Source organism: Cyanobium sp. Cruz-8D1 (assembly GCF_024345975.1).
Lineage (GTDB): Bacteria > Cyanobacteriota > Cyanobacteriia > PCC-6307 > Cyanobiaceae > Cyanobium.
Window position 1 is genome coordinate 13060 of the sequence record NZ_JAGQCD010000032.1, and the last position, 20553, is coordinate 33612.

General features: G+C 69.8%; 23 protein-coding genes. 17 read left to right on the plus strand and 6 right to left on the minus strand.

The features are described 5' to 3' along the window. Window positions 1-173: 173 nt before the first annotated feature. The 6 genes from KBZ33_RS16100 to KBZ33_RS16125 all read left to right on the plus strand — a co-directional run bounded on the left by KBZ33_RS16100 (window position 174) and on the right by KBZ33_RS16125 (window position 4882). The gene (locus tag KBZ33_RS16100) at window positions 174-659 is read left to right on the plus strand and encodes an allophycocyanin subunit alpha apoprotein (RefSeq protein WP_015110589.1); all 486 of its coding nucleotides are present in this window, start codon (window positions 174-176) and stop codon (window positions 657-659) included. A gap of 43 nt (window positions 660-702) precedes the next feature. Beyond that, window positions 703-1191, plus strand: coding sequence for an allophycocyanin subunit beta (gene apcB / locus KBZ33_RS16105; RefSeq protein ID WP_216906017.1), 489 nt, complete (start codon window positions 703-705; stop codon window positions 1189-1191). Window positions 1192-1237: 46 nt separating this feature from the next. Next, the gene (locus tag KBZ33_RS16110) at window positions 1238-1438 is read left to right on the plus strand and encodes a phycobilisome linker polypeptide (protein WP_216906015.1); all 201 of its coding nucleotides are present in this window, start codon (window positions 1238-1240) and stop codon (window positions 1436-1438) included. Between the two features lie 225 nt (window positions 1439-1663). After that, window positions 1664-2809: an FtsW/RodA/SpoVE family cell cycle protein gene (locus tag KBZ33_RS16115; protein ID WP_254954379.1), complete on the plus strand. Its 1146-nt coding sequence runs from the start codon at window positions 1664-1666 to the stop codon at window positions 2807-2809. Between the two features lie 25 nt (window positions 2810-2834). Then, entirely contained in the window at window positions 2835-3563 is a 729-nt protein-coding gene (locus tag KBZ33_RS16120) for a cytochrome c biogenesis CcdA family protein (RefSeq protein WP_254954363.1), read from the plus strand. Beyond that, window positions 3560-4882 (plus strand): cytochrome c biogenesis protein ResB, encoded by a 1323-nt coding sequence (locus KBZ33_RS16125; protein WP_254954362.1) that lies wholly within the window; start codon window positions 3560-3562, stop codon window positions 4880-4882. The genes KBZ33_RS16120 and KBZ33_RS16125 overlap by 4 nt, the downstream gene beginning before the upstream one ends. 1 nt (window position 4883) lies before the next feature. Here the strand turns inward: KBZ33_RS16125 and queF are convergent, their stop codons facing one another. Further along, window positions 4884-5303: a preQ(1) synthase gene (gene queF, locus KBZ33_RS16130; protein ID WP_254954361.1), complete on the minus strand. Its 420-nt coding sequence runs from the start codon at window positions 5301-5303 to the stop codon at window positions 4884-4886. Between the two features lie 194 nt (window positions 5304-5497). On the opposite strand from queF, the gene KBZ33_RS16135 reads away from it, so the two are divergent. Continuing rightward, complete coding sequence (locus KBZ33_RS16135; protein WP_015110582.1) at window positions 5498-5836, plus strand: P-II family nitrogen regulator; 339 nt, start codon at window positions 5498-5500, stop codon at window positions 5834-5836. A gap of 31 nt (window positions 5837-5867) precedes the next feature. Here KBZ33_RS16135 and KBZ33_RS16140 read toward each other — a convergent pair whose 3' ends face one another. Continuing rightward, on the minus strand, window positions 5868-6689 hold the full coding sequence (locus tag KBZ33_RS16140; RefSeq protein WP_254954360.1) for a TlyA family RNA methyltransferase: 822 nt from the start codon (window positions 6687-6689) through the stop codon (window positions 5868-5870). A 141-nt stretch (window positions 6690-6830) separates the two neighbouring features. Between KBZ33_RS16140 and KBZ33_RS16145 the strand changes: the two genes are divergently transcribed. After that, entirely contained in the window at window positions 6831-7043 is a 213-nt protein-coding gene (locus KBZ33_RS16145) for a hypothetical protein (protein WP_254954359.1), read from the plus strand. A 52-nt stretch (window positions 7044-7095) separates the two neighbouring features. Beyond that, on the plus strand, window positions 7096-8391 hold the full coding sequence (gene purB, locus KBZ33_RS16150) for an adenylosuccinate lyase (RefSeq protein WP_254954358.1): 1296 nt from the start codon (window positions 7096-7098) through the stop codon (window positions 8389-8391). Here purB and KBZ33_RS16155 read toward each other — a convergent pair. Beyond that, window positions 8388-11153 (minus strand): RNA helicase, encoded by a 2766-nt coding sequence (locus KBZ33_RS16155; protein WP_254954378.1) that lies wholly within the window; start codon window positions 11151-11153, stop codon window positions 8388-8390. The two genes, purB and KBZ33_RS16155, sit on opposite strands and share 4 nt — an antisense overlap. Before the next feature lie 206 nt (window positions 11154-11359). Between KBZ33_RS16155 and KBZ33_RS16160 the strand changes: the two genes are divergently transcribed. From KBZ33_RS16160 to bioA, 6 genes are read left to right on the plus strand one after another with little or no spacing between them, the layout of a single operon-like run. Beyond that, window positions 11360-12532, plus strand: a complete 1173-nt coding sequence (locus KBZ33_RS16160; protein WP_396108653.1) for an aminotransferase class I/II-fold pyridoxal phosphate-dependent enzyme — start codon at window positions 11360-11362, stop codon at window positions 12530-12532. Continuing rightward, window positions 12532-13266 carry an alpha/beta fold hydrolase gene (locus KBZ33_RS16165; protein ID WP_254954357.1) on the plus strand — a complete coding sequence of 245 codons (735 nt, stop codon included), beginning with the start codon at window positions 12532-12534 and terminating at the stop codon, window positions 13264-13266. The genes KBZ33_RS16160 and KBZ33_RS16165 overlap by 1 nt, the downstream gene beginning before the upstream one ends. Beyond that, the gene (locus tag KBZ33_RS16170; RefSeq protein ID WP_254954356.1) at window positions 13263-14006 is read left to right on the plus strand and encodes a methyltransferase domain-containing protein; all 744 of its coding nucleotides are present in this window, start codon (window positions 13263-13265) and stop codon (window positions 14004-14006) included. Before KBZ33_RS16165 ends, KBZ33_RS16170 begins: the two co-directional genes overlap by 4 nt. Next, a complete protein-coding gene (bioD, locus tag KBZ33_RS16175; RefSeq protein ID WP_254954355.1) occupies window positions 14003-14638 on the plus strand; it encodes a dethiobiotin synthase in 636 nt (211 codons plus the stop codon). The genes KBZ33_RS16170 and bioD overlap by 4 nt, the downstream gene beginning before the upstream one ends. Further along, window positions 14635-14790, plus strand: a complete 156-nt coding sequence (locus tag KBZ33_RS16180; protein WP_254954354.1) for a hypothetical protein — start codon at window positions 14635-14637, stop codon at window positions 14788-14790. The genes bioD and KBZ33_RS16180 overlap by 4 nt, the downstream gene beginning before the upstream one ends. Further along, entirely contained in the window at window positions 14781-16061 is a 1281-nt protein-coding gene (bioA, locus tag KBZ33_RS16185) for an adenosylmethionine--8-amino-7-oxononanoate transaminase (RefSeq protein ID WP_254954353.1), read from the plus strand. The genes KBZ33_RS16180 and bioA overlap by 10 nt, the downstream gene beginning before the upstream one ends. Before the next feature lie 22 nt (window positions 16062-16083). On the opposite strand, the gene KBZ33_RS21885 is transcribed toward bioA, so the two are convergent. Both KBZ33_RS21885 and KBZ33_RS16195 read right to left on the minus strand, forming a co-directional pair. After that, entirely contained in the window at window positions 16084-16233 is a 150-nt protein-coding gene (locus tag KBZ33_RS21885; RefSeq protein WP_396108655.1) for a DUF3143 domain-containing protein, read from the minus strand. A gap of 111 nt (window positions 16234-16344) precedes the next feature. Continuing rightward, on the minus strand, window positions 16345-16905 hold the full coding sequence (locus KBZ33_RS16195) for a J domain-containing protein (protein WP_254954352.1): 561 nt from the start codon (window positions 16903-16905) through the stop codon (window positions 16345-16347). A gap of 71 nt (window positions 16906-16976) precedes the next feature. Here KBZ33_RS16195 and KBZ33_RS16200 point away from each other — a divergent pair, with 71 nt between their 5' ends. Further along, on the plus strand, window positions 16977-17741 hold the full coding sequence (locus KBZ33_RS16200) for a 16S rRNA (guanine(527)-N(7))-methyltransferase RsmG (RefSeq protein WP_254954351.1): 765 nt from the start codon (window positions 16977-16979) through the stop codon (window positions 17739-17741). A 44-nt stretch (window positions 17742-17785) separates the two neighbouring features. On the opposite strand, the gene KBZ33_RS16205 is transcribed toward KBZ33_RS16200, so the two are convergent. Continuing rightward, window positions 17786-18601 carry a GGDEF domain-containing protein gene (locus KBZ33_RS16205; RefSeq protein WP_254954350.1) on the minus strand — a complete coding sequence of 272 codons (816 nt, stop codon included), beginning with the start codon at window positions 18599-18601 and terminating at the stop codon, window positions 17786-17788. A 564-nt stretch (window positions 18602-19165) separates the two neighbouring features. Between KBZ33_RS16205 and KBZ33_RS16210 the strand changes: the two genes are divergently transcribed. After that, window positions 19166-20506 carry a PAS domain S-box protein gene (locus KBZ33_RS16210; protein WP_255011846.1) on the plus strand — a complete coding sequence of 447 codons (1341 nt, stop codon included), beginning with the start codon at window positions 19166-19168 and terminating at the stop codon, window positions 20504-20506. The last annotated feature ends 47 nt before the right edge of the window (window positions 20507-20553 follow it).

The following is a 20553-nucleotide window of genomic DNA, read 5'->3' on the forward strand; positions in this document are numbered from 1 at the left end:
CGTTGCAAGCCAAGGGATCTCGCCAAGACATCCGCCGTGAAGAACTGTTACCGGCCCCCAGTCGAGCGACGGGCCTTGCCGCAGAATGATGCGACGGTCGGCCAAGCCGATCACCCTTACCCACCGGATACCGGTCTCCTTCACGGTGACCGCTTGTTTCGAGGCAGAACTGCATGAGCATCGTCTCCAACTCGATCATCAACGCGGACGCCGAAGCCCGCTACCTCAGCCCTGGCGAACTTGACCAGATCAAGTCGTTCGTGGCAGGAGGTCAGCGTCGTCTGCGCGTCGCCCAGGTCCTGGCTGAAAGCCGGGAGCGCATCGTGAAGCAGGCCGGAGGCCAGCTTTTCCAGAAGCGCCCCGATCTCGTTTCCCCCGGCGGTAACGCCTACGGGGAGGAGATGACGGCTTCTTGCCTGCGCGACATGGACTACTACCTGCGTCTGGTCACCTACGGCGTGGTTGCCGGGGATGTGACCCCGATCGAAGAGATCGGCGTCATCGGGGCCCGCGAGATGTATCGCGCCCTCGGCACCCCCCTCGAAGCCATGGCGGAAGCCGTGCGCGAGATGAAGACCGCAGCCACAGGTCTCCTCACCGGCTCCGATGCCGAAGAGGCCGGCTTCTACTTCGACTACGTGGTCGGCGCCCTCTCCTGAGGTTTCACCTCCCTCCCGTCCATCGCCATCAAACCCAGGATCCATGCAAGACGCCATCACCAACGTCATCAACCAGGCCGACGTCCAGGGGCTCTATCTGGACGGCGGCTCCATGGGCCGCCTCGAGCAGTACTTCGCCAGCGGTGAGCTGCGGGTGCGGGCCGCCGCCACCATCAGCGCCAACGCTTCGGCCATCATCAAGGAAGCCGTCGCCAAGGCCCTGCTCTACTCGGACATCACCCGTCCGGGCGGCAACATGTACACGACCCGTCGTTACGCGGCCTGCATCCGCGACCTCGACTACTACCTGCGCTACGCCACCTACGCCATGCTGGCCGGTGACACGTCGATCCTCGACGAGCGCGTGCTGAACGGCCTCAAGGAGACCTACAACTCCCTGGGTGTGCCCATCGGCGCCACGGTGCAGTCGATCCAGGCCATGAAGGAAACCACCGCCTCCCTCGTCGGCCCCGATGCCGGTCGTGAGATGGGCGTCTACTTCGATTACATCAGCTCCGGCCTGGGCAACTGATCCCCAGCAACGCCCCCACCACGGCACGTTTTCCGAGGATCACCCCATGCGCCTGTTCAAGATCACGGCCTGCATTCCCTGCCCCGACAAGGCACGCAGTCAGAGGGAGCTGCAGAACACCTACTTCACCAAGTGGGTGCCTTATCACAGCTGGTTCGCCGAACAGCAGCGGATCATGAAGCAGGGCGGCAGGATCCTGAAGGTGGAACTGGCCACTGGCCGTCGTCAGCAGAACTGCGGCAACTGAGGGCCTGCCGGCACCTCCGCTCCAGCGCCCGGCCCTAGGCCGGGCTTTTTTTTGCGCTTTGAGCCACGGCCAGCGAAGGAGACCCAGAGCAGAGACGCAGAAATGTTCAGCGCGACTCGACAAACCCGCCATCGTCACGGCTGAATGGGCCATTACCGGATTCCTGCCGCGGCCTTGTCCACTTCTTCACCACGTCTGCTCCACGGCCGTCACGGCGCCGGCTTCATGCCGCTGCCCTGGCAGCAGTGGCCGGCAGAAGCCCGCCTGCTGCTGGGCCTGGTGGCCCTGTGGAGCCTGGTGGGCCTGCTCGTGCTCACCTCCGCCAGCTGGTGGGTGGCCCAGCGGGAGATGGGGGACGGGGCCTACTACGTGAAACGTCAGGCGATCTGGCTGGTGGCCAGCTGGGGGCTGCTCTGGCTGGGCCTGCGCACGACGATGCGGCGCTGGCTGCACCTGGCGGCACCGGCCCTGCTGGTGGGCGCCCTGATGGTGGCCGCCACCCTCGTGGTGGGTACCACCGTCAACGGGGCCAGTCGCTGGCTGGTGCTCGGCCCGGTGCAGCTGCAGCCCTCGGAGCTGATCAAGCCCTTCATCGTGCTGCAGGGCGCCGTGATCTTCTCCCACTGGCGCCGCATCGCCCTCGACCAGAAACTCCTCTGGATCGGCATCTTCGGCGTGGTGATCCTGCTGATCCTCAAACAGCCCAACCTGAGCACCGCTGCCCTGCTCGGCCTGCTGCTCTGGCTGATGGCCCTGGCCGGCGGGCTGCCCCTGACAATGCTGCTGGGGGCGGCCGGCGGCGGTGTCGTGCTGGGCAGTCTCAGCATCATGATCAACCCCTACCAGCTGGCCCGGGTCAGCTCCTTCCTGGACCCCTGGCGCGTCGCCCAAGGCGACGGTTACCAGCTGGTGCAGAGCCTGCTGGCCATCGGTTCGGGGGGCGTGCTCGGCTCGGGATTCGGGCTCTCCACCCAGAAGCTCCAGTACCTGCCGATCCAGACCACCGATTTCATCTTCGCTGTCTTCGCTGAGGAGTTCGGCTACATCGGTTCGGTGATGCTGCTGCTGTTCCTGGTGATCTTCGGTTTCGTGGGTCTGCGGGTGGCCCTGGCCTGCCGCAGCAACCAGCACCGGCTGGTGGCCATCGGCTGCACCACCCTGCTGGTGGGCCAGTCGATCCTCAACATCGCCGTGGCCAGCGGCTCCATGCCCACCACCGGTCTGCCCCTGCCGATGATCAGCTACGGCGGCAACTCCCTGCTGAGCAGCCTCTTCCTGGCCGGGCTGCTGCTGCGCTGCTCCCTGGAGTCCTCCGGACTCGAGCCGGTCCGGCCCCGACGCCGGGCCCAACGGCCTGCCCCGATAGGCTGAGCCCTGCTGCCACACCTGACCGGCCATGCTCAGCCCCGGGCTGCCGTTCGCCGACTGGGCCCGCAGCAGTGAACTGCTGCTCCAGGGCTCCCTGGCCCACCCCGGTCCCCTGACCCTGGCGGTGGTGTTCAGCGGCGGCCTGCTCACCAGCCTCGGCCCCTGCTCCCTCTCGCTCCTGCCCGTCACCCTGGCCTACCTGGCCGGTTTCGGCACAGAGGCTCAGGGCCGTGCCCCCTGGCAGCGCAGCGTCAGCTTCGCCGCCGGCATCGTGGCGGCCCTGGTGCTGCTCGGCCTGGCCAGTGGCCTGATGGGGAGCCTCTACGGCCGCATCCCCGGCCAGCTGCCCCTGCTGGTGGCCGTCGTGGCCGTGGTGATGGGCCTCAACCTGCTGGGCCTGCTGCGCCTGCCCCTGCCGGCCGGACCCGATCCGGAGCGCTGGCGGCGGCGGGTGCCGGCCCCGCTGGCCCCCCTGGCGGCCGGTCTGGCCTTCGGCCTGGCCGCCACCCCCTGCACCACCCCGGTGCTGGCGGTGCTTCTGGCCTGGATGGCCCAGAGCGGCCAGCCCCTGGTCGGCATGCTGCTGCTCTGCAGCTTCGGCGCCGGCCAGGTGCTGCCCCTGCTGCTGGCCGGCACCGTGGCCGCCTCCCTGCCCGGGCTGCTGCAGCTGCGCCGGCTGGGCCAGTGGGTGCCACCGATCAGCGGCGTGGTGCTGCTCGCCAGCGGCGGCCTCACCCTGCTGTCAGTGCTGCCATGACCAGCACCGCCGCCTCGCCCTGGCGCCCCCTGCAACGCCTGGCCGGCTGGATCTCGGACCTGCGCCTGGCCATTGGCCTGCTGCTGCTGATCGCCCTGGCCAGCGGTGTCGGCACGGCGATCCCCCAGAAAGAAGAGGAGGCCTTCTACCACCAGCTCTACGACCCCCACCCCTGGCTGGGCCTGCTGGGCGGGGACGGGGTGTTGCGGCTGCAGCTGGATCACGTCTATTCCAGCGGCTGGTTCCTGGGCCTGCTGGCCTGGCTGGGCCTGTCCCTGATCCTCTGCAGCTGGCGGCGCCAGTGGCCCGCCCTGCAGGCCTCCCTGCGCTGGGTCGATTACCGCAGCCCGCGCCAGCTCAGCAAGCTCAGCGTGGCCGAAACCCTGCTCACCGCGGAGCCCGTGGCCGGCCTGGAGCGGCTGGAGGCCGATCTGCGCCGTACGGGCTGGCAGATCCGTCGCCAGGACGGCCGCCTGGCGGCCCGCCGGGGGGTGCTCGGCAGGGTGGGCCCGCTGCTGGTGCATGCGGGCATGGTGGTGCTGATGGTGGGGGCGGCCTGGGGCGCCCTGGGCGGCCAGCGGCTGGAGCGTTTTCTGGCCCCGGGCCGGGAACTGGAACTGCTCGACAGCCGCGGCAACACCCAGGTGACCCTGGCCCTCGACGACTTCCATATCCAGCGGGATCCAGCCGGGCGGCCGGAGCAGTTCTCCTCCAGCCTGCGGCTGATCCCCCCCACCGACACCGCCCCGCCCACGGAAGCCGCGATCAGCGTCAACCACCCCCTGCGCTACCGGGGCATGACCCTGTACCAGGCGGACTGGTCCCTGGCGACGATCAGCCTGCAGCTGGGCCGCAGCCCGGTGCTGGAGCTGCCCTTGCAGAGCTTCCCCCAGCTCGGCGATCAGCTCTGGGGGCTGGTGCTGCCCACCCGCCCCGATGGCTCCGAGCCGGTGCTGTTGAGCCTCACCAGCGAGCAGGGGCCGGTGCAGGTGTTCGGCCCCGATGGGGTGGCCCTGGCCCAGCTGGTGCCCGGCGGGGAGGCCCAGGAGGTGAAGGGGCTGCCAATCCGGGTGGCGAGCGTGCTGCCGGCCAGCGGCATCCTGCTCAAACGCGATCCGGGTGTGCCCCTCGTCTACACCGGCTTCGCCATCGCCCTGCTGGGCGGTGGCCTCAGCCTGGTGGCCACCCGCCAGCTCTGGGCCATCGCCGATGGGGCTGGCGGCCGGCTGCACGTGGCGGGCCTCTGCAACCGCAACCTCACCGCCTTCGCCGCCGAGCTGCCGGCCCTGCTGCAGCGACTGGAACCTCATCAGCCCTGACTCAGCAGGGCTGGCGAACGCCGTGGCTGACCCGCACCACGGTGTGCACGTTGCCGCGGGGGTTGAAATCGGCCTCCAGCTGCATCCAGGCCGGATCGCAGGCGCTCACCAGGTCGTCGAGGATCCGGTTGGCCACCTCCTCGTGGGAGATGGCCCGGTCGCGGTAGCTGTTGATGTAGAGCTTGAGCGCCTTGAGTTCCAGCACCCGGGGCCCGGGCTGATAAAGAACCCGCAGAACCGCGAAATCGGGGTAGCCGGAGAACGGGCAGGTGCAGGTGAACTCGGGCAGTTCGATCGCTACCTCGTAGGGCCGGCCCACCCGGGGATTGGGGAAACAGATCAGCTGGGCCTCGGCGATGGCCCGTTCGCCGTAGGGGGGCGTCACGGTCTCAGGCGGGACCTCCGGCGAGGGTATGGCCATGCTCGGTGGGGGGAAGGGGTCGGATTTCGACCGTACTGGACCCACCGGGTCGCCCGCACCGCGGTCAGCGGCCCGAAGTCCGCGTAGCAACCGTTACGACGACCCCGGCAAGGCTCGGCGGTAATGGAGCCGTCCCCTGCCCAGGGGGGACTCTGAGAGACTCCACCCGTCGCCTTCCTGACCGCAGCACAGCCATGAAGAAAATCGAGGCCATCATTCGCCCCTTCAAACTCGAGGACGTGAAGATCGCCCTTGTCAATGCGGGCATCGTTGGCATGACCGTCAGCGAGGTTCGCGGATTCGGCCGGCAGAAAGGACAGGTGGAGCGCTACCGCGGTTCCGAATTCACGGTCGAATTCCTGCAGAAACTCAAGCTCGAAATCGTCGTCGACGATGACCGGGTGGCCACGGTGGTCCAGGCGGTTCAGGACGCCGCCCGCACCGGTGAGATCGGTGACGGAAAGATCTTCATCAGCACGGTCGATTCCGTGATCCGGATCCGCACCGGCGACCTCGACAGCGGCGCCATCTGAACGGCCCCAACGCCCGCCGCCCAAGGCCGCCCTACGCAAGGGTGGCCTTCACCAGGGTGGCGATCCTTTCGGACCAGTCACAGCGTTCGGCGTCATGCTCACCGTGGCCGGGCGGGACGACCCACAGCAGATACTCGTGGTTGCCCGCCGGCCCGGTGAGGGGCGAGGCCACCAGTCCCGCCGGTTGCCACGCCAGCTCCCGGGCCGCCGCGATCACGGTGGCGATGGCCTCGGCATGGGCCGCTGGATCCCGCACCACACCCCCCTTGCCCACCCGCTGGCGGCCCACCTCAAACTGGGGCTTGACCAGCAGCAACGCTTCGCCCGTCTCCAGGAGCAGGGCCCGCAGGGCCGGCAGCACCCGCGTGAGGGAAATGAACGACACATCAGCGACGGCCAGGTCGGGCCAGGGGTCCCCCTCGCCGTAGAGGGCCTCCGGGGTGAGGTGGCGCAGGTTGGTGCGCTCCCGCAGCACCACCCGCTCATCGGTGCGCAGGCTCCAGGCGGTCTGGCCGTAGCCCACATCGATCCCATAGACCCGCACGGCCCCGCGCTGCAGCAGGCAATCGCTGAAGCCGCCGGTGGAGATGCCGCCGTCGAGGCACACCCGGCCTTGCACCTGGATCGGCAGGGCCGCCAGGGCCCCCTCCAGCTTCTCCCCCCCCCGGGAGACGAACCGGGGCGGCTGCTCCACCTCCAGCAGCAGGGTCTCGGGCACCTCGGTGCCCGGCTTGTCGAGCACCTCACCGCCACCGCGCACCCGGCCGGCCCGGATCAACTGCTGGGCCTGCTGGCGGCTGGCGACCAGCCCCAGATCCACCAGCCGGCGATCGAGCCGTTCCTTACGGGCCATGCTGCGTTTCGGCCATGGGTGCTGCCGCTCCACCGGCATGTTGTCATCGAACTGCCACCCATACCGAACAAAAACCGATGACCGGAGGGTTCGGCTCGGAACAGTCGCAGGATGGCGCCACAGTCTCCTCCGCTTCCTCCCATGGCTGCCCCCGGATCCACGGCTGCCCCCGGATCCAACGTGGTGGAGTTGCTCCACCCAGGAAGCTTCGTCAGGCTGCGCGACCATCCAGAAGATCTGCCCCCCTTCCAGCTGATCCGCCGCCGCGGCACCCGCTGCTGGGTGCGCCAGCAGGCCTGGGGATCGATGGTGCACATGGAGCTGCCCTACCGGCGCCTCACCGCCGCCGCCTGAGCCGGTGGGGTCGGCTCGATAGGTTGGTGAGCCCTTCGCCACCGCCCGACCCTTGATCGAGCGTTACACCCTCCCGGAGATGGGCGACCTCTGGAGCGAGGAAGCCAAGTTCCGCAGCTGGCTCGAGGTGGAGATCGCCGCCTGCCAGGCCAACGCCGAGCTGGGCCGGGTGCCGGCTGGCGCGATGGCCGCCATCCGCGAGAAGGCGGCGTTCGAGGTGCCTCGCATCCTGGAAATCGAGGCGGAGGTGCGCCACGACGTCATCGCTTTCCTCACCAACGTCAATGAGCACGTCGGTGATGCGGGCCGCTACATCCACGTGGGCATGACCAGCTCTGACGTGCTGGACACCGGGCTGGCCTTGCAGCTGAAGGCCTCGGTGGCGCTGCTGCGCAGCGAGCTCGATGCCCTGGCCGACGCCCTGCGCCGGCTGGCCCGCGCCCACAAGGACACGGTGATGATCGGCCGTTCCCACGCCATCCACGGCGAGCCGATCACCTTCGGCTTCAAGGTGGCCGGCTGGCTGGCCGAAACGGAACGCAACCGGGAGCGGCTGGAGCGACTTGCCACGGTGGTGGCCGTGGGCCAGGTCAGCGGCGCCATGGGCACCTACGCCAACACCGACCCCGAGGTGGAGGCGATCACCTGCCGGCTGCTGGGCCTGGTGCCCGACACCGCCAGCACCCAGGTGATCGGCCGCGACCGCCACGCGGAGTACGTCCAGACCCTGGCCCTGGTCGGCACCTCCCTGGAGCGCTTCTCCACCGAGATCCGCAACCTGCAGCGCTCCGACGTGCTGGAGGTGGAGGAGAACTTCGCCAAGGGCCAGAAGGGCAGCTCGGCCATGCCCCACAAGCGCAACCCGATCCGCAGCGAACGCATCAGCGGCCTGGCCCGGGTGCTGCGCAGCTACACCGTGGCGGCCCTCGAAAACGTGGCCCTCTGGCACGAGCGCGACATCAGCCACAGCTCGGTGGAGCGGATGATGCTGCCCGACTGCTCGGTCACCCTGCACTTCATGCTGCGGGAGATGACCGCCGTGGTCGAAGGGCTGGGGGTGTACCCGGAGAACATGGCCCGCAACATGAACGTCTACGGCGGCGTCGTGTTCAGCCAGCGGGTGCTGCTGGCGCTGGTGGAGGCGGGGTTGAGCCGGGAGGAGGCCTACCGGATCGTGCAGCGCCACGCCCATGCGGCCTGGAACACCGAGGGCGGCGACTTCCGCGCCAACCTGCAGGCCGACCCGACCGTCATCAGCCACCTGGGCAGCGAGCAGTTGTCGGAATGCTTCTCAACCGACCTGCACCGGGCCCATCTGGATGTGATCTGGGAGCGGTTGGGGATCTAACCGGCCGGAGGCCGTTCCGTCGCTGGATCCAGCTTGCCGTTGCCGCTGGCCAGCAGATCCTCGATCTCGCAGACCGGGAAGCGGTTGATGCTCTTAAGGGCCGCTCGGGAGTTGCGGCGCAGCTGTTCGCTGATCACCTCGCAGTAGGGCACCTGGGCCAGCAGATCAACGGTGCGGCGCAGGATCCGCACCACGTCCCCCTCATCGAGGGAGGTGTTGGCGATCACGTCGTTCCAGCTGGCGCCCCGGGCCCAGGCGTGGACCAGGCCGGTGAGCTCCGGCTCCCACCACACCGGCACCACCACCGAGGCCCGCTCCTGCTGGCGCTGCAGCTCACGCCGCAGGCCGCGCAGGTCGTGGAGCGCCTCCTCGGAAGCCGGTGGCGGCGGGTAGCCGCACCAGAGATCGGGCCGGTTCACCTCAGTGGAGATGGCCTCCAGCACCGCCGCCAGTTCGGCCGGATCCAGGCCATCGAGGTGGCCGCTCATCAGGGCCAGCCCCAGCCAGAGCTCGTTATCGCCCCGCAGGGCCACCACGGTGCGGCCCACCTCGGTGGGCTCGAGCCCCTCCTCGCCGTCGAGGGCGCCGAAGAAGCGCAGGATGTCGATCAGGGACAGGAAGGTGTCCCAGTGGCGGTTGGCCCGGTGGTGCAGCAGCCGCTGCCGTTCGCCGATCTCCTCCTCCAGTTCCTCCATGCGGCGGCGGTGCTTCTTGAGGTGCTTGCGGTCGCCCCAGCGGTGGGCCGGGTGGGCCTCCAGCTCCTGCTCCAGCTGTTGCACCAACTGGCCCTGCTGCTGCACCTCCCCGGCCAGGTCGTAGCGGGGGGTGTGCATGTCGTGGCGGCGGGCCATCGAGGACACCGCCAGGGCCAGGCCGCCGCTGGCATTGTCGCCGTGGCGGAGCTCGCCTGCGTGATGCAGCTCCGGCGGCTCCAGCTGGTTCACCTGCAGGCAGCTGAGCTCGGCGTGCAGGGTCACCACCGCGTGGCAGGGCAGCAGGATCCAGACGTTCTCGTCGGTGAGGCAGAGCAGCAGCGGGAACTGGCCGGAGCCGGGCACCTTGGCCACGATCACCGCCGGGGTGACCCGGCTGCGCAGGGCCGGCGCCTTGACGCTCACCAGGGTGCCCTCACTGGCAAACTGCAGCGCCAGGGTGAGCTCATGGGCCAGGGTTTCCTCGGCCTGCTGCTGCAGGATCCGATGCAGGCGGCGTTCTTCCCGCAGGCGGCCGCGCACCTTCTCGTAGTCCTCGAAGTCGTCCCAGGGCACCTCGCCGCCACTCGATTCCAGGCTGGCCAGCTGGGCCATCAGCTCGGCGATGCGGGATTCGTCGTCGGCCAGATCCAGCCCCGCCAGGTAGCGGCCGAAGCTGCGCTCCACCAGCTCCCGGGCCTTGTCCAGGTCGTAGCGCTGCAGCAGGTTGAGCACCATGCCGTAGCTGGGGGTGAACTGGCTCACCAGGGGATCGGCCGGGCTGGTGGCCAGGGCGCCGGCCTCCCGCACCCCCTCGAACCGGCTCTGGACCGTGACCACGTAGCCCTGGATGTCGAGGCCGCGGCGGCCGGCTCGCCCCGCCATCTGCAGGAATTCGCTGCCCATCAGGGGCCGGTGGCCGCGCTCGTCGCGCTTGGAGAGGGCCGAGATCACCGTGGTGCGGGCCGGCATGTTGATGCCCGCAGCCAGGGTCTCGGTGGCGAACACCACCTTGATCAGCCCCTGCTGGAACAGCTCTTCGATCAGTTCCTTCCAGGCCGGCAGCACGCCGGCGTGGTGGGCGGCGATGCCCCGCAGCAGGGACTCGGCATGGCCGCCCTCCCGCACCGCCTCGGGGGTCACCGCCATGAAGGCGTCCAGCCGCTGGCGGATCCGCGCCTGCTCGTCGACGTTCACCAGGCACACCTTGGCCAGGTCGCGCACCGAGCGGTCGCAGTTGCGGCGGCTGAAAATGAAATAGATGGCCGGCAGCATCTCGCGCTCCGCCATCTGGGCCACCACGAAGCCGATCGGCGGCGCCTCCGGCTGGGGCGGCCGCGGTTCCTTCGGCCCCTTGCGGCGGGTGGATTTTGGAGGGCGCCAGACCTTGCAGTTCGGATGCAGGCCGGTGCCCTCGTCGTTGAGCAGCGGATGCAGGCCCTTGGCGCTGCAGAAGCTGAAGGCCAACGGGACCGGGCGGAAGTCGCTGTGGATCAGCCGGGTGGGGCCATGCACGCGCTCGATCCAGTCGGTGAGTTGCCCGGCGTTCGCCACCGTGGCCGAAAGGGCCACCAGCTGCACCCGCGTCGGGCAGTGGATGATCGATTCCTCCCAGACCGTGCCCCGCTGGGTGTCATTCATGTAGTGGCACTCATCGAGCACCACGGCTTCCACATCGGCCAGGGGATCGTCGTCAGCGTGGTCGATCTCCGCGTAGAGCATGTTGCGGAAGATCTCGGTGGTCATCACCACCACCTGGGCCTCGCGATTCAGGCTCAGATCACCGGTGAGCAGGCCCACCTTGTCGTGGCCGAACTGGTGGCGGAAATCGCGCAGTTTCTGGTTGGAGAGCGCCTTGAGGGGGGTGGTGTAAAACACCTTCTGGCCATGGGCCAGGGCCCGGTGGATGGCGTACTCGCCCACCAGGGTCTTGCCGGAGCCGGTGGGCGCGCTCACTACCACCGAGTGACCCTGGTTGAGGGAATCGATCGCCTCGAGCTGGAAATCATCCAGGGGGAAGGGGAACAGCTCCTCCACCGGCGGCACGGCGTTGTTCGCGGCCATGCCCATGCTCCTCGTCACGTCGCTGCCGATCGCGTTGTTGCTGGGCCCGTCGGCGCGGGTGGTGCTGCCAACGTCGGGGCTCTCGAGCATCTTGGAATCCTATGGGCTGGCCGCGACCTGCCAGCCTCGTAGGGTTTTGCACCCTGGTTCGGGGTCGTCCTTTGGATGCCGACGGCCTGAGGCCCCCCTGGCGACGACGGCTCCATGACGGGCTGGCCGCCCTGCACCAGCAGCGACACCGGCGGCTGCGCAGTTTCCGCCCCACCGATGGCAGCGCCCTGCAGGAGGAGCCCGGGGACCGGATGGCGCCGGGGCTTGGCCTGCCGCCCCCCCTGCTGGATCTGGCCAGCAACGACTATTTAGGCCTGAGTCGCCATCCCGGCGTGATCGCCGCGGCCCGGGCGGAACTCGAAAGCAGCGGCCTGGGGGCCGGCGGCTCGCGGCTGGTCACCGGCACCCGGCCGGTGCATCTGCAGTTGGAGGCCGCCCTGGCCGCCTGGCTGGGTCGGGAGCGGGTGCTGCTGTTCCCCAGTGGCTTCCAGGCCAACCTGGCGGCGGTCACGGCCCTGGCCGATCGGGGTTCCCTGGTCTGCGCCGACCGCCACGTGCATCACTCGCTGCTGGCCGGGGTGCGTACCAGCGGGGCACGGCTGGTGCGCTTCGCCCACAACGACCTGGGGGATCTGGAGCGGCGGCTGGCGCAGGCCCGCTCCAGCCAACCCGACCAGACCCGGCTGGTGCTCAGCGAGAGCCTGTTCAGCATGGAGGGCACCAGTCCGGACGTGCCGGCCCTGGCCGCCCTGTGCCGCCGCCACGGGGCCCTGCTGCTGCTCGATGAGGCCCATGCCCTGGGGGTGCTGGGCCCCGGCGGCCGCGGCCTGGCCCACGGGCTGGAGGGGGTGCATCTGGTCAGCGGCACCTTCGGCAAGGCCTTCGGCAGCGGTGGTGCCTTCCTCGCCGGCGACGCCCTCCTGGGCGACTGGCTCCTGCAGGCCAGCGGAGCCTTCCGCTACACCACCGCCCTGGCGCCGCCCCTGGCGGCCGGGGCCCTGGCGGCCCTGCGGCAGATCGAGGCCCAGCCCCGGATCGCCCCAGAGCTGCTGGCACGGGCCGCCCGCTGGCGCGATGCCCTGGAAGCGGCGGGCTGGCGGCGGCCGGCCGGCCACGGCCCGATCCTGCCGCTGCTGGTGGGGGACGACGGGGCCGCCCTGGCCCTGCAGGAGCGCCTCGAGGCCGGCGGCCTGCTGGCGGTGGCGATCCGCCCCCCCACGGTGCCGGCCGGAACAGCCCGACTGCGGTTGGTGCTGCGCCAGGATCTGCCCAGCGGAACCCTCCCTCGGTTGCTCGAGGCCCTCGGCCCGACCCCATCCCCCCTCAGACCTTGATGGCCGCCAGCGCCCCCGCCAGTCTCCAGGTGATTGCCATGCACGGCTGGGCCGGCGATGGCAGCAACTGGAACGCCTGGCAGGAGGTGAGCGCTCCCTTGGGCTGGCGCTGGGCCTGCGGCGAGCGGGGTTATGGCCCCCACGCCCCGTTCAGCCCCGCCTGGGACGGAGCCAGCCGGCGGGTGGTGATCGGCCACTCCATGGGCCCCCACCTGCTCGACGCTGCTGTGCTCGCCGGGGCCGACGCCGTCGTGCTGCTGGCCGGCTTCGGCCGCTTCGTGCCGCCCGGGGCGGAGGGGCGCCGGGTGCGCGTCGCCCTGGCGGCCATGGCCGCCCAGCTGGCCGAAGGCCCCAGCGAAGCCGAAACGGCCCTGCGGGTCCAGACCCTGCTGCGGCGCTTTCTGGTCGAGGCGGCCAGCCCCGATCCCGCCGAGCTGCTGCCGCCGGGGCCCGCCGACCAGCCGGTGGCGGCGGCGGGCCGGGAGCGGCTGCGCCAGGACCTGGCCCTGCTGGAGCGCAGCGATGGCCTGCCGTCGGGCTTCCCCAAGGAGGCCCGGGTGCTGATCGTGGAGGCCGAAGCCGACCGCATCGTGGTTCCCCAGACCCGTGCCCTGCTGCGGCAGGCGCTGCCCCAGGCCGAGGTGATGAGCCTGCCGGGGGCCGGCCACTGCCTGCTGGGCAGCCCGGTGATGGCGCCGGTGCTGGAGTGGCTGCAGGGCCTGGACACGGCATGAACAGCCTGGTGCGCCGTCATTTCGGGCGCCGAGCGGCGGGCTACGAGGCCCAGGCCCTGCTGCAGCGGGCCGTGGCCTGCCGGCTGGGGCGCCTCTGCCGCGACCTGCCCCTGCCCGCCGGCCCCCGTGCCGACCTCGGGGCCGGCAGCGGGTTGCTGTCGCGGGCGCTGCCGGCCCTGGGGCTGCTGCAGCTCGACCTCTGCCCCGAACTGCTGCAGCGCAACCCCCAGCAGCCCCATCTGGTGTGGGACCTCAACGACGGGCTGCCGTCGGCGTTGCAGGGGGCGGCCCTGCTGGCCTCCGGCTTCGCGCTGCAGTGGCTCGACGACCCGGCCGGCCAGCTGGGCCACTGGTGCCGGGCCCTGGCCCCGGGCGGCTGGCTGGCCCTGGCGGTGCCCACTGCCGGCAGCTTCCCCCAGTGGCACCGCGCTGCCGCCGCGGCCGGTGTGGCCTGCACGGCCCTGGAATTGCCGGCGGCCGACCGCCTGCTCCACGCCGCCAGCGCGGCCGGGCTGCATCCCCGCCACAGCCGGGTGCTGCGCTTCAGCCGGCCACACCAGGGGGGGCTGGCCGTCCTGCGCCACCTGCGGCGCCTCGGCGCCGACGCCAGCCGGCGCCCCCCCCTGACGGCCGGGGAGCTGCGCCGGCTCCTGGCCCACTGGCCCCAGCAGACGCCCCTCACCTGGGAGGTGTTGCTGCTGGTCGGCCAGCGCGAGCACACCAAAGCCCCTGCCCCATGAGCACCCCCCTGCAGCTGGTGGTCTGCGGCACCGACACCGACGTGGGCAAGACGGTGGTCAGCGCCCTGCTGGTCCAGGGCCTGGGGGCCCATTACTGGAAGCCCGTCCAGAGCGGCCTGGAGGACGACGGCGACAGCGGCCGGGTGCAGCGACTGCTCGACCTGCCTGCCGAACGGCTGTGGCCGGAGGCCTATCGCCTCACGGCCCCCGTGTCCCCCCACTGGGCGGCCGAGCGGGACGGCCTCAGCATCGACCCGGCCCGGCTGGCCCTGCCGGCCTGGGACGGGCCCCTGGTGGTGGAGACGGCGGGCGGGCTGCTGGTGCCCCTGAGCCGCCACTGGCTGCAGATCGAGCAGATCGCCGTCTGGGGCCTGCCGGTGCTGCTGGTGGCCCGCAGCGGTCTGGGCACCCTCAACCACACCCTGCTCTCCCTGGAGGCCCTGTCCAGGCGGTCGATCCCCGTCCTCGGGCTGGTGCTCAACGGCGATCCCCACCCCGACAACCCCCGCACCCTGGCCGCCCTTGGCGGGGTGCCGGTGCTGGCGGAGCTGCCACGCCTCGATCCCCTCGACCGCCAGGGCCTGGAGCGGCAATGGCAGCGCAGTGGCCTGGCCCGTAGGCTGCAGCCATGAGCCGTAAGCATCTGCTGGTGACAGGCGCCGTTGCCGTGCTCTGCGCGGGCATCCTGGTGCTGTTCACCGACATCGAAACCAGCGTCGTCCGCTGGGTCAACTGCGGGCCGCTGGCCACCGGAGGCGAACGCCGCTCCGATGTATGCCGCTGAGTGATCCCGGCTGGCATCCCCACCTCTGGCACCCTTTCACCCAGGTGGCCACGGCCGACCCGCCCCTGCGGGTGGTGCGCGGCGAGGGGGCCCTGCTGGAGCTGGATGACGGCCGCCGGTTGATCGATGCCATCAGCAGCTGGTGGGTGACCCTGCATGGCCATGGGGAGCCCAGCATCGCCAGCGCCATCGCCCGCCAGGCCCGCCGCCTGGAGCAGGTGGGTTTCTCCGATTTCCGCCATCCGGCCGCCGAGCAACTGGCTGAGCGCCTGGCCGCCTGCAGCGGACTGGAGCGGCTGTTCTTCTCCGACAACGGCTCCACGGCGGTGGAGGTGGCCCTCAAGATCGCCTGGCAGTGGTGGCGCAATCGCGGCGAGCCCCGCCAGCAGCTGATCGCCTTCGAGGGGGCCTACCACGGCGACACCTTCGGAGCCATGGCGGTGGGGGAGCGCTCCCTGTTCTCGGCGCCCTTCGAGCCATTGCTGTTCGCCGTGGCCCGGGCCCCCTGGCCCGCCACCTGGTGGGACGACGACGGGGTCGAGGCGCGGGAGGCCGCCGCCCTGGAGCGGCTGGAGCAGCTGCTGCAGACGCCCACCGCGGCGGTGATCCTCGAACCGCTGCTGCAGGGGGCCGGCGGCATGGCCCTGGTGCGGGAGGGGTTCCTGCACCAGGTGGAGACACTGGTGCGCGCCAGCGGGGCCCTGCTGATCGCCGATGAGGTGATGACGGGCTTCGGCCGCAGCGGCCACCTGTTCGCCTGCGGGCGGGCCCGGATCCGCCCCGACCTGATGGCCCTCTCCAAGGGGCTCACGGGCGGCTTCCTGCCCATGGGGGTGACCCTGGCCCGGGAGGCCATCTTTGAGGGCTTCATCGGCACCGCAGCGGGCCTGACCCTTTTTCACGGCCACAGCTTCACCGCCAACCCCCTGGGTTGCGCCGCCGCCCTGGCCAGCCTTGATCTGCTGCAGGAGCGGCCGGAGCGCCACCAGCAGTTCGAGGCCCGCCACCGCCCCCACCTGGAGGCCCTGGCACGCCACCGGCTGGTGCGGCGGCCGCGGCTGCTGGGCAGCGTCGCCGCCTTCGAGGTGGCCACGGATCAGCCCGGCTACCTGAATCCGGTGGGGCCACGACTGCAACGGCTGGCCCTGGAGCGGGGCGTGTTCCTGCGGCCCCTGGGTCAGGTGGTCTACCTGCTGCCACCCCTGTGCCTCAACGACGACCAGCTGGCCCATTGCTACGCCGTCATCGACGCCTCCCTTTCCAGCCTCTGAAGGGGGTTAGGCCTTCTGGAGCTCAGGGACCCGCCAGGATCGCCGCCTCCACATCGGCCCGCGAGAGTCCATAGGGGAACTGACGCGCCGTGCTGCGGCCCTCCTGGTGCCAGCTCACCCGCAGTTCCTCCACCTCCAGCTCGATGCGGGCACTCCATTCGGGGCGGTGCAGGTCCCAGTGGGCGACGTTGGTGCGCGACTGGTTGGCCCCCCAGCTGGCGCAGCCAGGCCTCCAGGGCGGGCAGGGGGTGGTTGTAAAGGGGGGTGGCCGCGGTAGGCAGGGTCACGATCGGATCGGCAGGGGCTGGCTGGGAGTGGGGGTGGAGGCGTCGGGTGGCAGCGGAGCCCCGGCGACCGGCGGGGCCGCGCTGGCCGGTGGCGCCGGTGGCGCTGGGGCCGAAGCCATCTCGAGGTCGGCCCACCAGCTGGGCCAGGCCATCAGCTCGGCGCCCCGCGCCCAGGCCACACCCAGCCCCAGCACCAGGCTGAGCACCAGGGCCAGGGCCAGCAGCAGCAGGGCGAACCACTCTCCGCCCGACAGGGCCCGGCGCACCGACACGGGCCGGACGACGGCCACGGACGGGGGGCGCTGGATCGGGGTCGGCAGGGCGCTCTGCAGCAGGGCGGCGTCATAGAGCCGCCGGGCGGCGGGATCACTGAGCACGGCATAGGCCTGGCGCAGCTGCTGGAAGGCCACTTCGGCCTCGCTCGCGGGCAGGGCGGTGGTGTCGGGGTGGTAGCGCTTGCTCAGGCCCCGGAACGCCTGGCGCAGCTCCTGATCGGTGGCGGTGGGCTGCAGCTGCAGCACCTGGTAGTGGGTGGGGGGCTTGGCTGTGGAGGACATGGTCCCTGAGGCGGCGGTGGCAGCCTGCCCGGCGTAAGGGATCCTAGGGAGAAGCCCTACTGCCGTAGCGCATGGCCGCCAGCCCCGACCCCAGCGCCCCCCCCGATGCCGGCCTCTGGCAAGCACTGGGGTGGACCCCCGACGCCGGCCAGCTGGCGGCGCTGGTGGCCCTGCAGGAGCAGCTGAGGCTCTGGAACGGCCGGGTCAACCTCACCCGCCTGGTGGAGGGCGACGATTTCTGGGTCGCCCAGGTGTTCGACAGCCTCTGGCCCTGGGTGCCCCTGCTGAACGCCCCCGGCGGCGTTCCCGACGGCCTCGAACTGATCGATGTGGGCACCGGCGGCGGCTTCCCCGGGCTGGCCCTGGCGATCGCCCTGCCCACGGCACGGATCACCCTGGTGGATTCGGTGGGTCGCAAGCTGGAGGCGGTGCGGGCCATGGCCCGCAGCCTGGGGCTCCAGGAGGGGCGGCTGCGCCTGCGCTGCGAGCGGGTGGAACGCACCGGCCGCTCCCCGGACTGCCGGGGACGCTTCGATCGGGCCATGGCCCGCGCCGTGGCCAGCGCACCGGTGGTGGCCGAATACCTGGTGCCGCTGTTGAAGCCGGACGGCCTGGCCCTGCTCTACCGGGGCCAGTGGGGCCCCGACGACCAGCGCGAGCTGGGGGCGGCCGTGGGGGTGCTGCGGGCGACGGTGGATCCTGTGGAGCGCCGCGACCTGCCGGCGGGCCGGGGCGTTCGGCATGGCCTATGGCTGAGGCCCTCCGGCCGCTGTCCGGCCGCCTACCCCCGGGCCGTGGGGGTGCCCCAGAAGACGCCGATCGCGCCGGGGGCCTAGGTGTGGCGGGCCACCAGGTGAATGTTCGCCGGATGGAAGCCGGCCTAGATGACGTCCAGATACACCCGATTCTTGCCATCGTTCTTGGCGGCATACATCACAGAATCGGCCCTCTGGATCATCGTGTCGAGATCATCTGGGGCCAACATGTAGGTAACGGCGCCGACGCTGACGCCGACAGGGCTGGTGAGATCGGGATGGGATTGGCAGACGGCGGCTCGGAGTCGTTCCAGCACCGATTGGGCCTGTTCTGGACCAACTTCAGGCAGCATGATCACAAACTCATCCCCTCCCAGGCGAGCAGCAACGTCGCTGGCACGGATGGAGGCAGTCAGCACCTGAGCCACCGTGAGCAGCAGATCGTCGCCGGCCTTGTGCCCACGGGAGTCGTTGACGGCTTTGAAGTTGTCCAGGTCCAGATAGGCCAATGTGACGGGGCGCTTGTTGCGCCGGCACAGAGCGAGCAGGCGAACACTGTCTTCGAAGAACGCCCGCCTGTTCAGCAGAGGGCACAGCGCATCCATCCGGCTCAGGGTCCGCTCACGCGCGATCGCCGACCGTAAACCGGCCACCAGCAAACCCACAATGGCGAACGATGTGCCCTGCGAAAAGATATTCACAGCCCAGATCGCCGGATGGGAAAACTGCAGACCGGCAAGCTGGTTGGACTGATACCAACCGAACGTACTGAGAGCCGCCGCTGACACCGCCCCCAGCCAACCGAAATACCAGGCAGCAAAGGTGATGGGCAGGTAATAGAGGGGCAAGACGCGCCGCTCGACACCGCTGAAGAAATCCAGAGCGGAAATCAGCAGAATGGCTCCCAGCACAAGAGCGAAACAGGCCCCGCGCTGGGCCATGGAATACCTACTTGAAGCTTTCGTTTGCATCCAACTGACCCTCCCACATCCTTTGCACTATGGCATCAACAAATCATGCAGCAAATGTGCAGCAATCAGTTGTCCGGTGCTTCACTGGCTTGAGTTCATAGGTTGCAGGTCGCCATGCCGCCGGAACCAGCAAGCGCTGGCGAATCTGACGGGATCGCCGCCGGAGTCCCACTGGAGAAGGCCCCCAAGGGGATCCGGGACTTCGATGGGATCAGCGGCAACGAGTAGGGGCGCCTAGACAAGCTGTGTCTTGCCACCAGGTTGATCTCCGGGCCGGCACCCATGGAGGCCGGGTTGCCTCAGGTCGGCTCAGGATTCGTGTACGCCTGAACTTCCCGGCCTAGTATGGATGCATCAAACCTATCCCTTTGCGATAGGTGTCAGGGCAGCCTCGTGGTGCAACCCGAACGAGCGAAGGCGGACATCCTCGGCAGCGCCTCTGGTGCCTTAGCACCCTCGGCCCGCCCCTTCGATATCCTGATTCCCCTGTGGGTGATAGCCCTGCTGGGTCTGGCGCTCAACTGGCAGCAGAACTTGGGGGCGAAGGCGATGTTGGCCTGGACAGCCCACTCCCAGGCTGTGCTGGTGGCCCTTTCGGCGGTGGAAAACGGGGTGCTGGGAGTCGATCTGCGTGCCGCCTTGCAACGCGAGGGACCCAAGGACGTACCGTCATTCCTTGGCAAGTACGTCGCCTTGACGGATCAGAATCTGGTGGAGTTGCAACGGCTGACCTCCGACAATCCCCTCCAGCAGGCCCACCTCGCCCGGCTGCGCACGCTGATCAAGGCACACAGGCTTGCCAGCGACAGTGCTTTCAGCCAACAGGAGGAGTTCACGCTCGCGGCCATTCTGGGGCAGCTGGGGAAGATGCAAAGAATCGAGCAGCAGTTGCTTGCCGATCGAACCGCCTCGGAAGTCCGCCAGCTTGGCCGCGTACGCCTGCTGAAGGCAGCGGCCGCAGTGGCGACCGTAGGGATGCTGGTTCTCGCCACGGTGCTTCTGAAGCGGGAACGGCGGTGGGTCGCCGCGGCTAACGACGAGACGCGCCGCAGTAGAGAGCGGTTCTTCTACCTGTTTGAGCACGCCAACTTGGGCATCGCCGTCTCCCGTCTTGACAAGAACGAGGGAGGGCTGGCGCTCCAGGCGAACACCGCCCTGGCAGGCATCCTCGGCGTCAGCATTGCCGACGTTAGGAAGCAGGGCCTGACGGCGTTCCTTCTCCCGGAAGGGCAAGTGACGCAATCCCAGGCCCTGGATTCCATGCTGGAGAACAACCAGACCTCAGCGCGGCTGACGCTCCCGTACAGGAATCAAAAAGGCGACACGGTGTGGGTCGACGAGACGATGATCCTGCGCCGCAGCGCCAGCGGGGAAGAGAGCGAACTGTTCTCTCTTTTGGTGAACATCACCCAGCTCAGGAATGAGGAGCAGGTCCTGCTCAACAAGGTGAGCTACACCCGCAGCCTGATCGAAACCAGCCTCGACCCATTGATGGCGATCAGCATCGAAGGCAAGATCGACGATGTGAACGAGGCCACGGTCCAGGCCACGGGTCTGCCCAGGGGCCTTCTGGTGGGCCGCGACTTCGCCGAGTTCTTCACAGAGCCGGAGCGGGCCCGGCAGGTCTATCAGGAAGTCTTCTCCGAGGGGCTGGTGAGGAACTACCCGCTCACCCTGCGCCATTGCACCGGCACCCTGATGCCGGTGCTCTACAACGCCAGCACCTACCCTGACTGCCCGACACATCTCATCCGAGACGGTCATGCGACAGCCAGCAGTTGGGACTGGCGTGGCCGTGGCGGCAGGTCAATCCGCGTGAACCAGGGCTGTTTCTGCCGTCGTTGGACGCCGCGGCTGGGGATGCAGGGCTCCTGATCCCGCAGTGGGATCGGTATCCAGGCCAGCAGCGTTCTGCCGGCGTG

Coding starts and splice junctions, on each gene's coding strand:
- KBZ33_RS16100 (WP_015110589.1), top strand. CDS start 174: ATGAGCATCGTCTCCAACTCGATCATCAACGCGGACGCCGAAGCCCGC.
- apcB (WP_216906017.1), top strand. CDS start 703: ATGCAAGACGCCATCACCAACGTCATCAACCAGGCCGACGTCCAGGGG.
- KBZ33_RS16110 (WP_216906015.1), top strand. CDS start 1,238: ATGCGCCTGTTCAAGATCACGGCCTGCATTCCCTGCCCCGACAAGGCA.
- KBZ33_RS16115 (WP_254954379.1), top strand. CDS start 1,664: ATGCCGCTGCCCTGGCAGCAGTGGCCGGCAGAAGCCCGCCTGCTGCTG.
- KBZ33_RS16120 (WP_254954363.1), top strand. CDS start 2,835: ATGCTCAGCCCCGGGCTGCCGTTCGCCGACTGGGCCCGCAGCAGTGAA.
- KBZ33_RS16125 (WP_254954362.1), top strand. CDS start 3,560: ATGACCAGCACCGCCGCCTCGCCCTGGCGCCCCCTGCAACGCCTGGCC.
- queF (WP_254954361.1), bottom strand. CDS start 5,303: ATGGCCATACCCTCGCCGGAGGTCCCGCCTGAGACCGTGACGCCCCCC.
- KBZ33_RS16135 (WP_015110582.1), top strand. CDS start 5,498: ATGAAGAAAATCGAGGCCATCATTCGCCCCTTCAAACTCGAGGACGTG.
- KBZ33_RS16140 (WP_254954360.1), bottom strand. CDS start 6,689: ATGGCCCGTAAGGAACGGCTCGATCGCCGGCTGGTGGATCTGGGGCTG.
- KBZ33_RS16145 (WP_254954359.1), top strand. CDS start 6,831: ATGGCTGCCCCCGGATCCACGGCTGCCCCCGGATCCAACGTGGTGGAG.
- KBZ33_RS16155 (WP_254954378.1), bottom strand. CDS start 11,153: ATGGGCATGGCCGCGAACAACGCCGTGCCGCCGGTGGAGGAGCTGTTC.
- KBZ33_RS16165 (WP_254954357.1), top strand. CDS start 12,532: ATGGCCGCCAGCGCCCCCGCCAGTCTCCAGGTGATTGCCATGCACGGC.
- KBZ33_RS16170 (WP_254954356.1), top strand. CDS start 13,263: ATGAACAGCCTGGTGCGCCGTCATTTCGGGCGCCGAGCGGCGGGCTAC.
- bioD (WP_254954355.1), top strand. CDS start 14,003: ATGAGCACCCCCCTGCAGCTGGTGGTCTGCGGCACCGACACCGACGTG.
- KBZ33_RS16180 (WP_254954354.1), top strand. CDS start 14,635: ATGAGCCGTAAGCATCTGCTGGTGACAGGCGCCGTTGCCGTGCTCTGC.
- bioA (WP_254954353.1), top strand. CDS start 14,781: ATGCCGCTGAGTGATCCCGGCTGGCATCCCCACCTCTGGCACCCTTTC.
- KBZ33_RS16195 (WP_254954352.1), bottom strand. CDS start 16,905: ATGTCCTCCACAGCCAAGCCCCCCACCCACTACCAGGTGCTGCAGCTG.
- KBZ33_RS16200 (WP_254954351.1), top strand. CDS start 16,977: ATGGCCGCCAGCCCCGACCCCAGCGCCCCCCCCGATGCCGGCCTCTGG.
- KBZ33_RS16205 (WP_254954350.1), bottom strand. CDS start 18,601: ATGGCCCAGCGCGGGGCCTGTTTCGCTCTTGTGCTGGGAGCCATTCTG.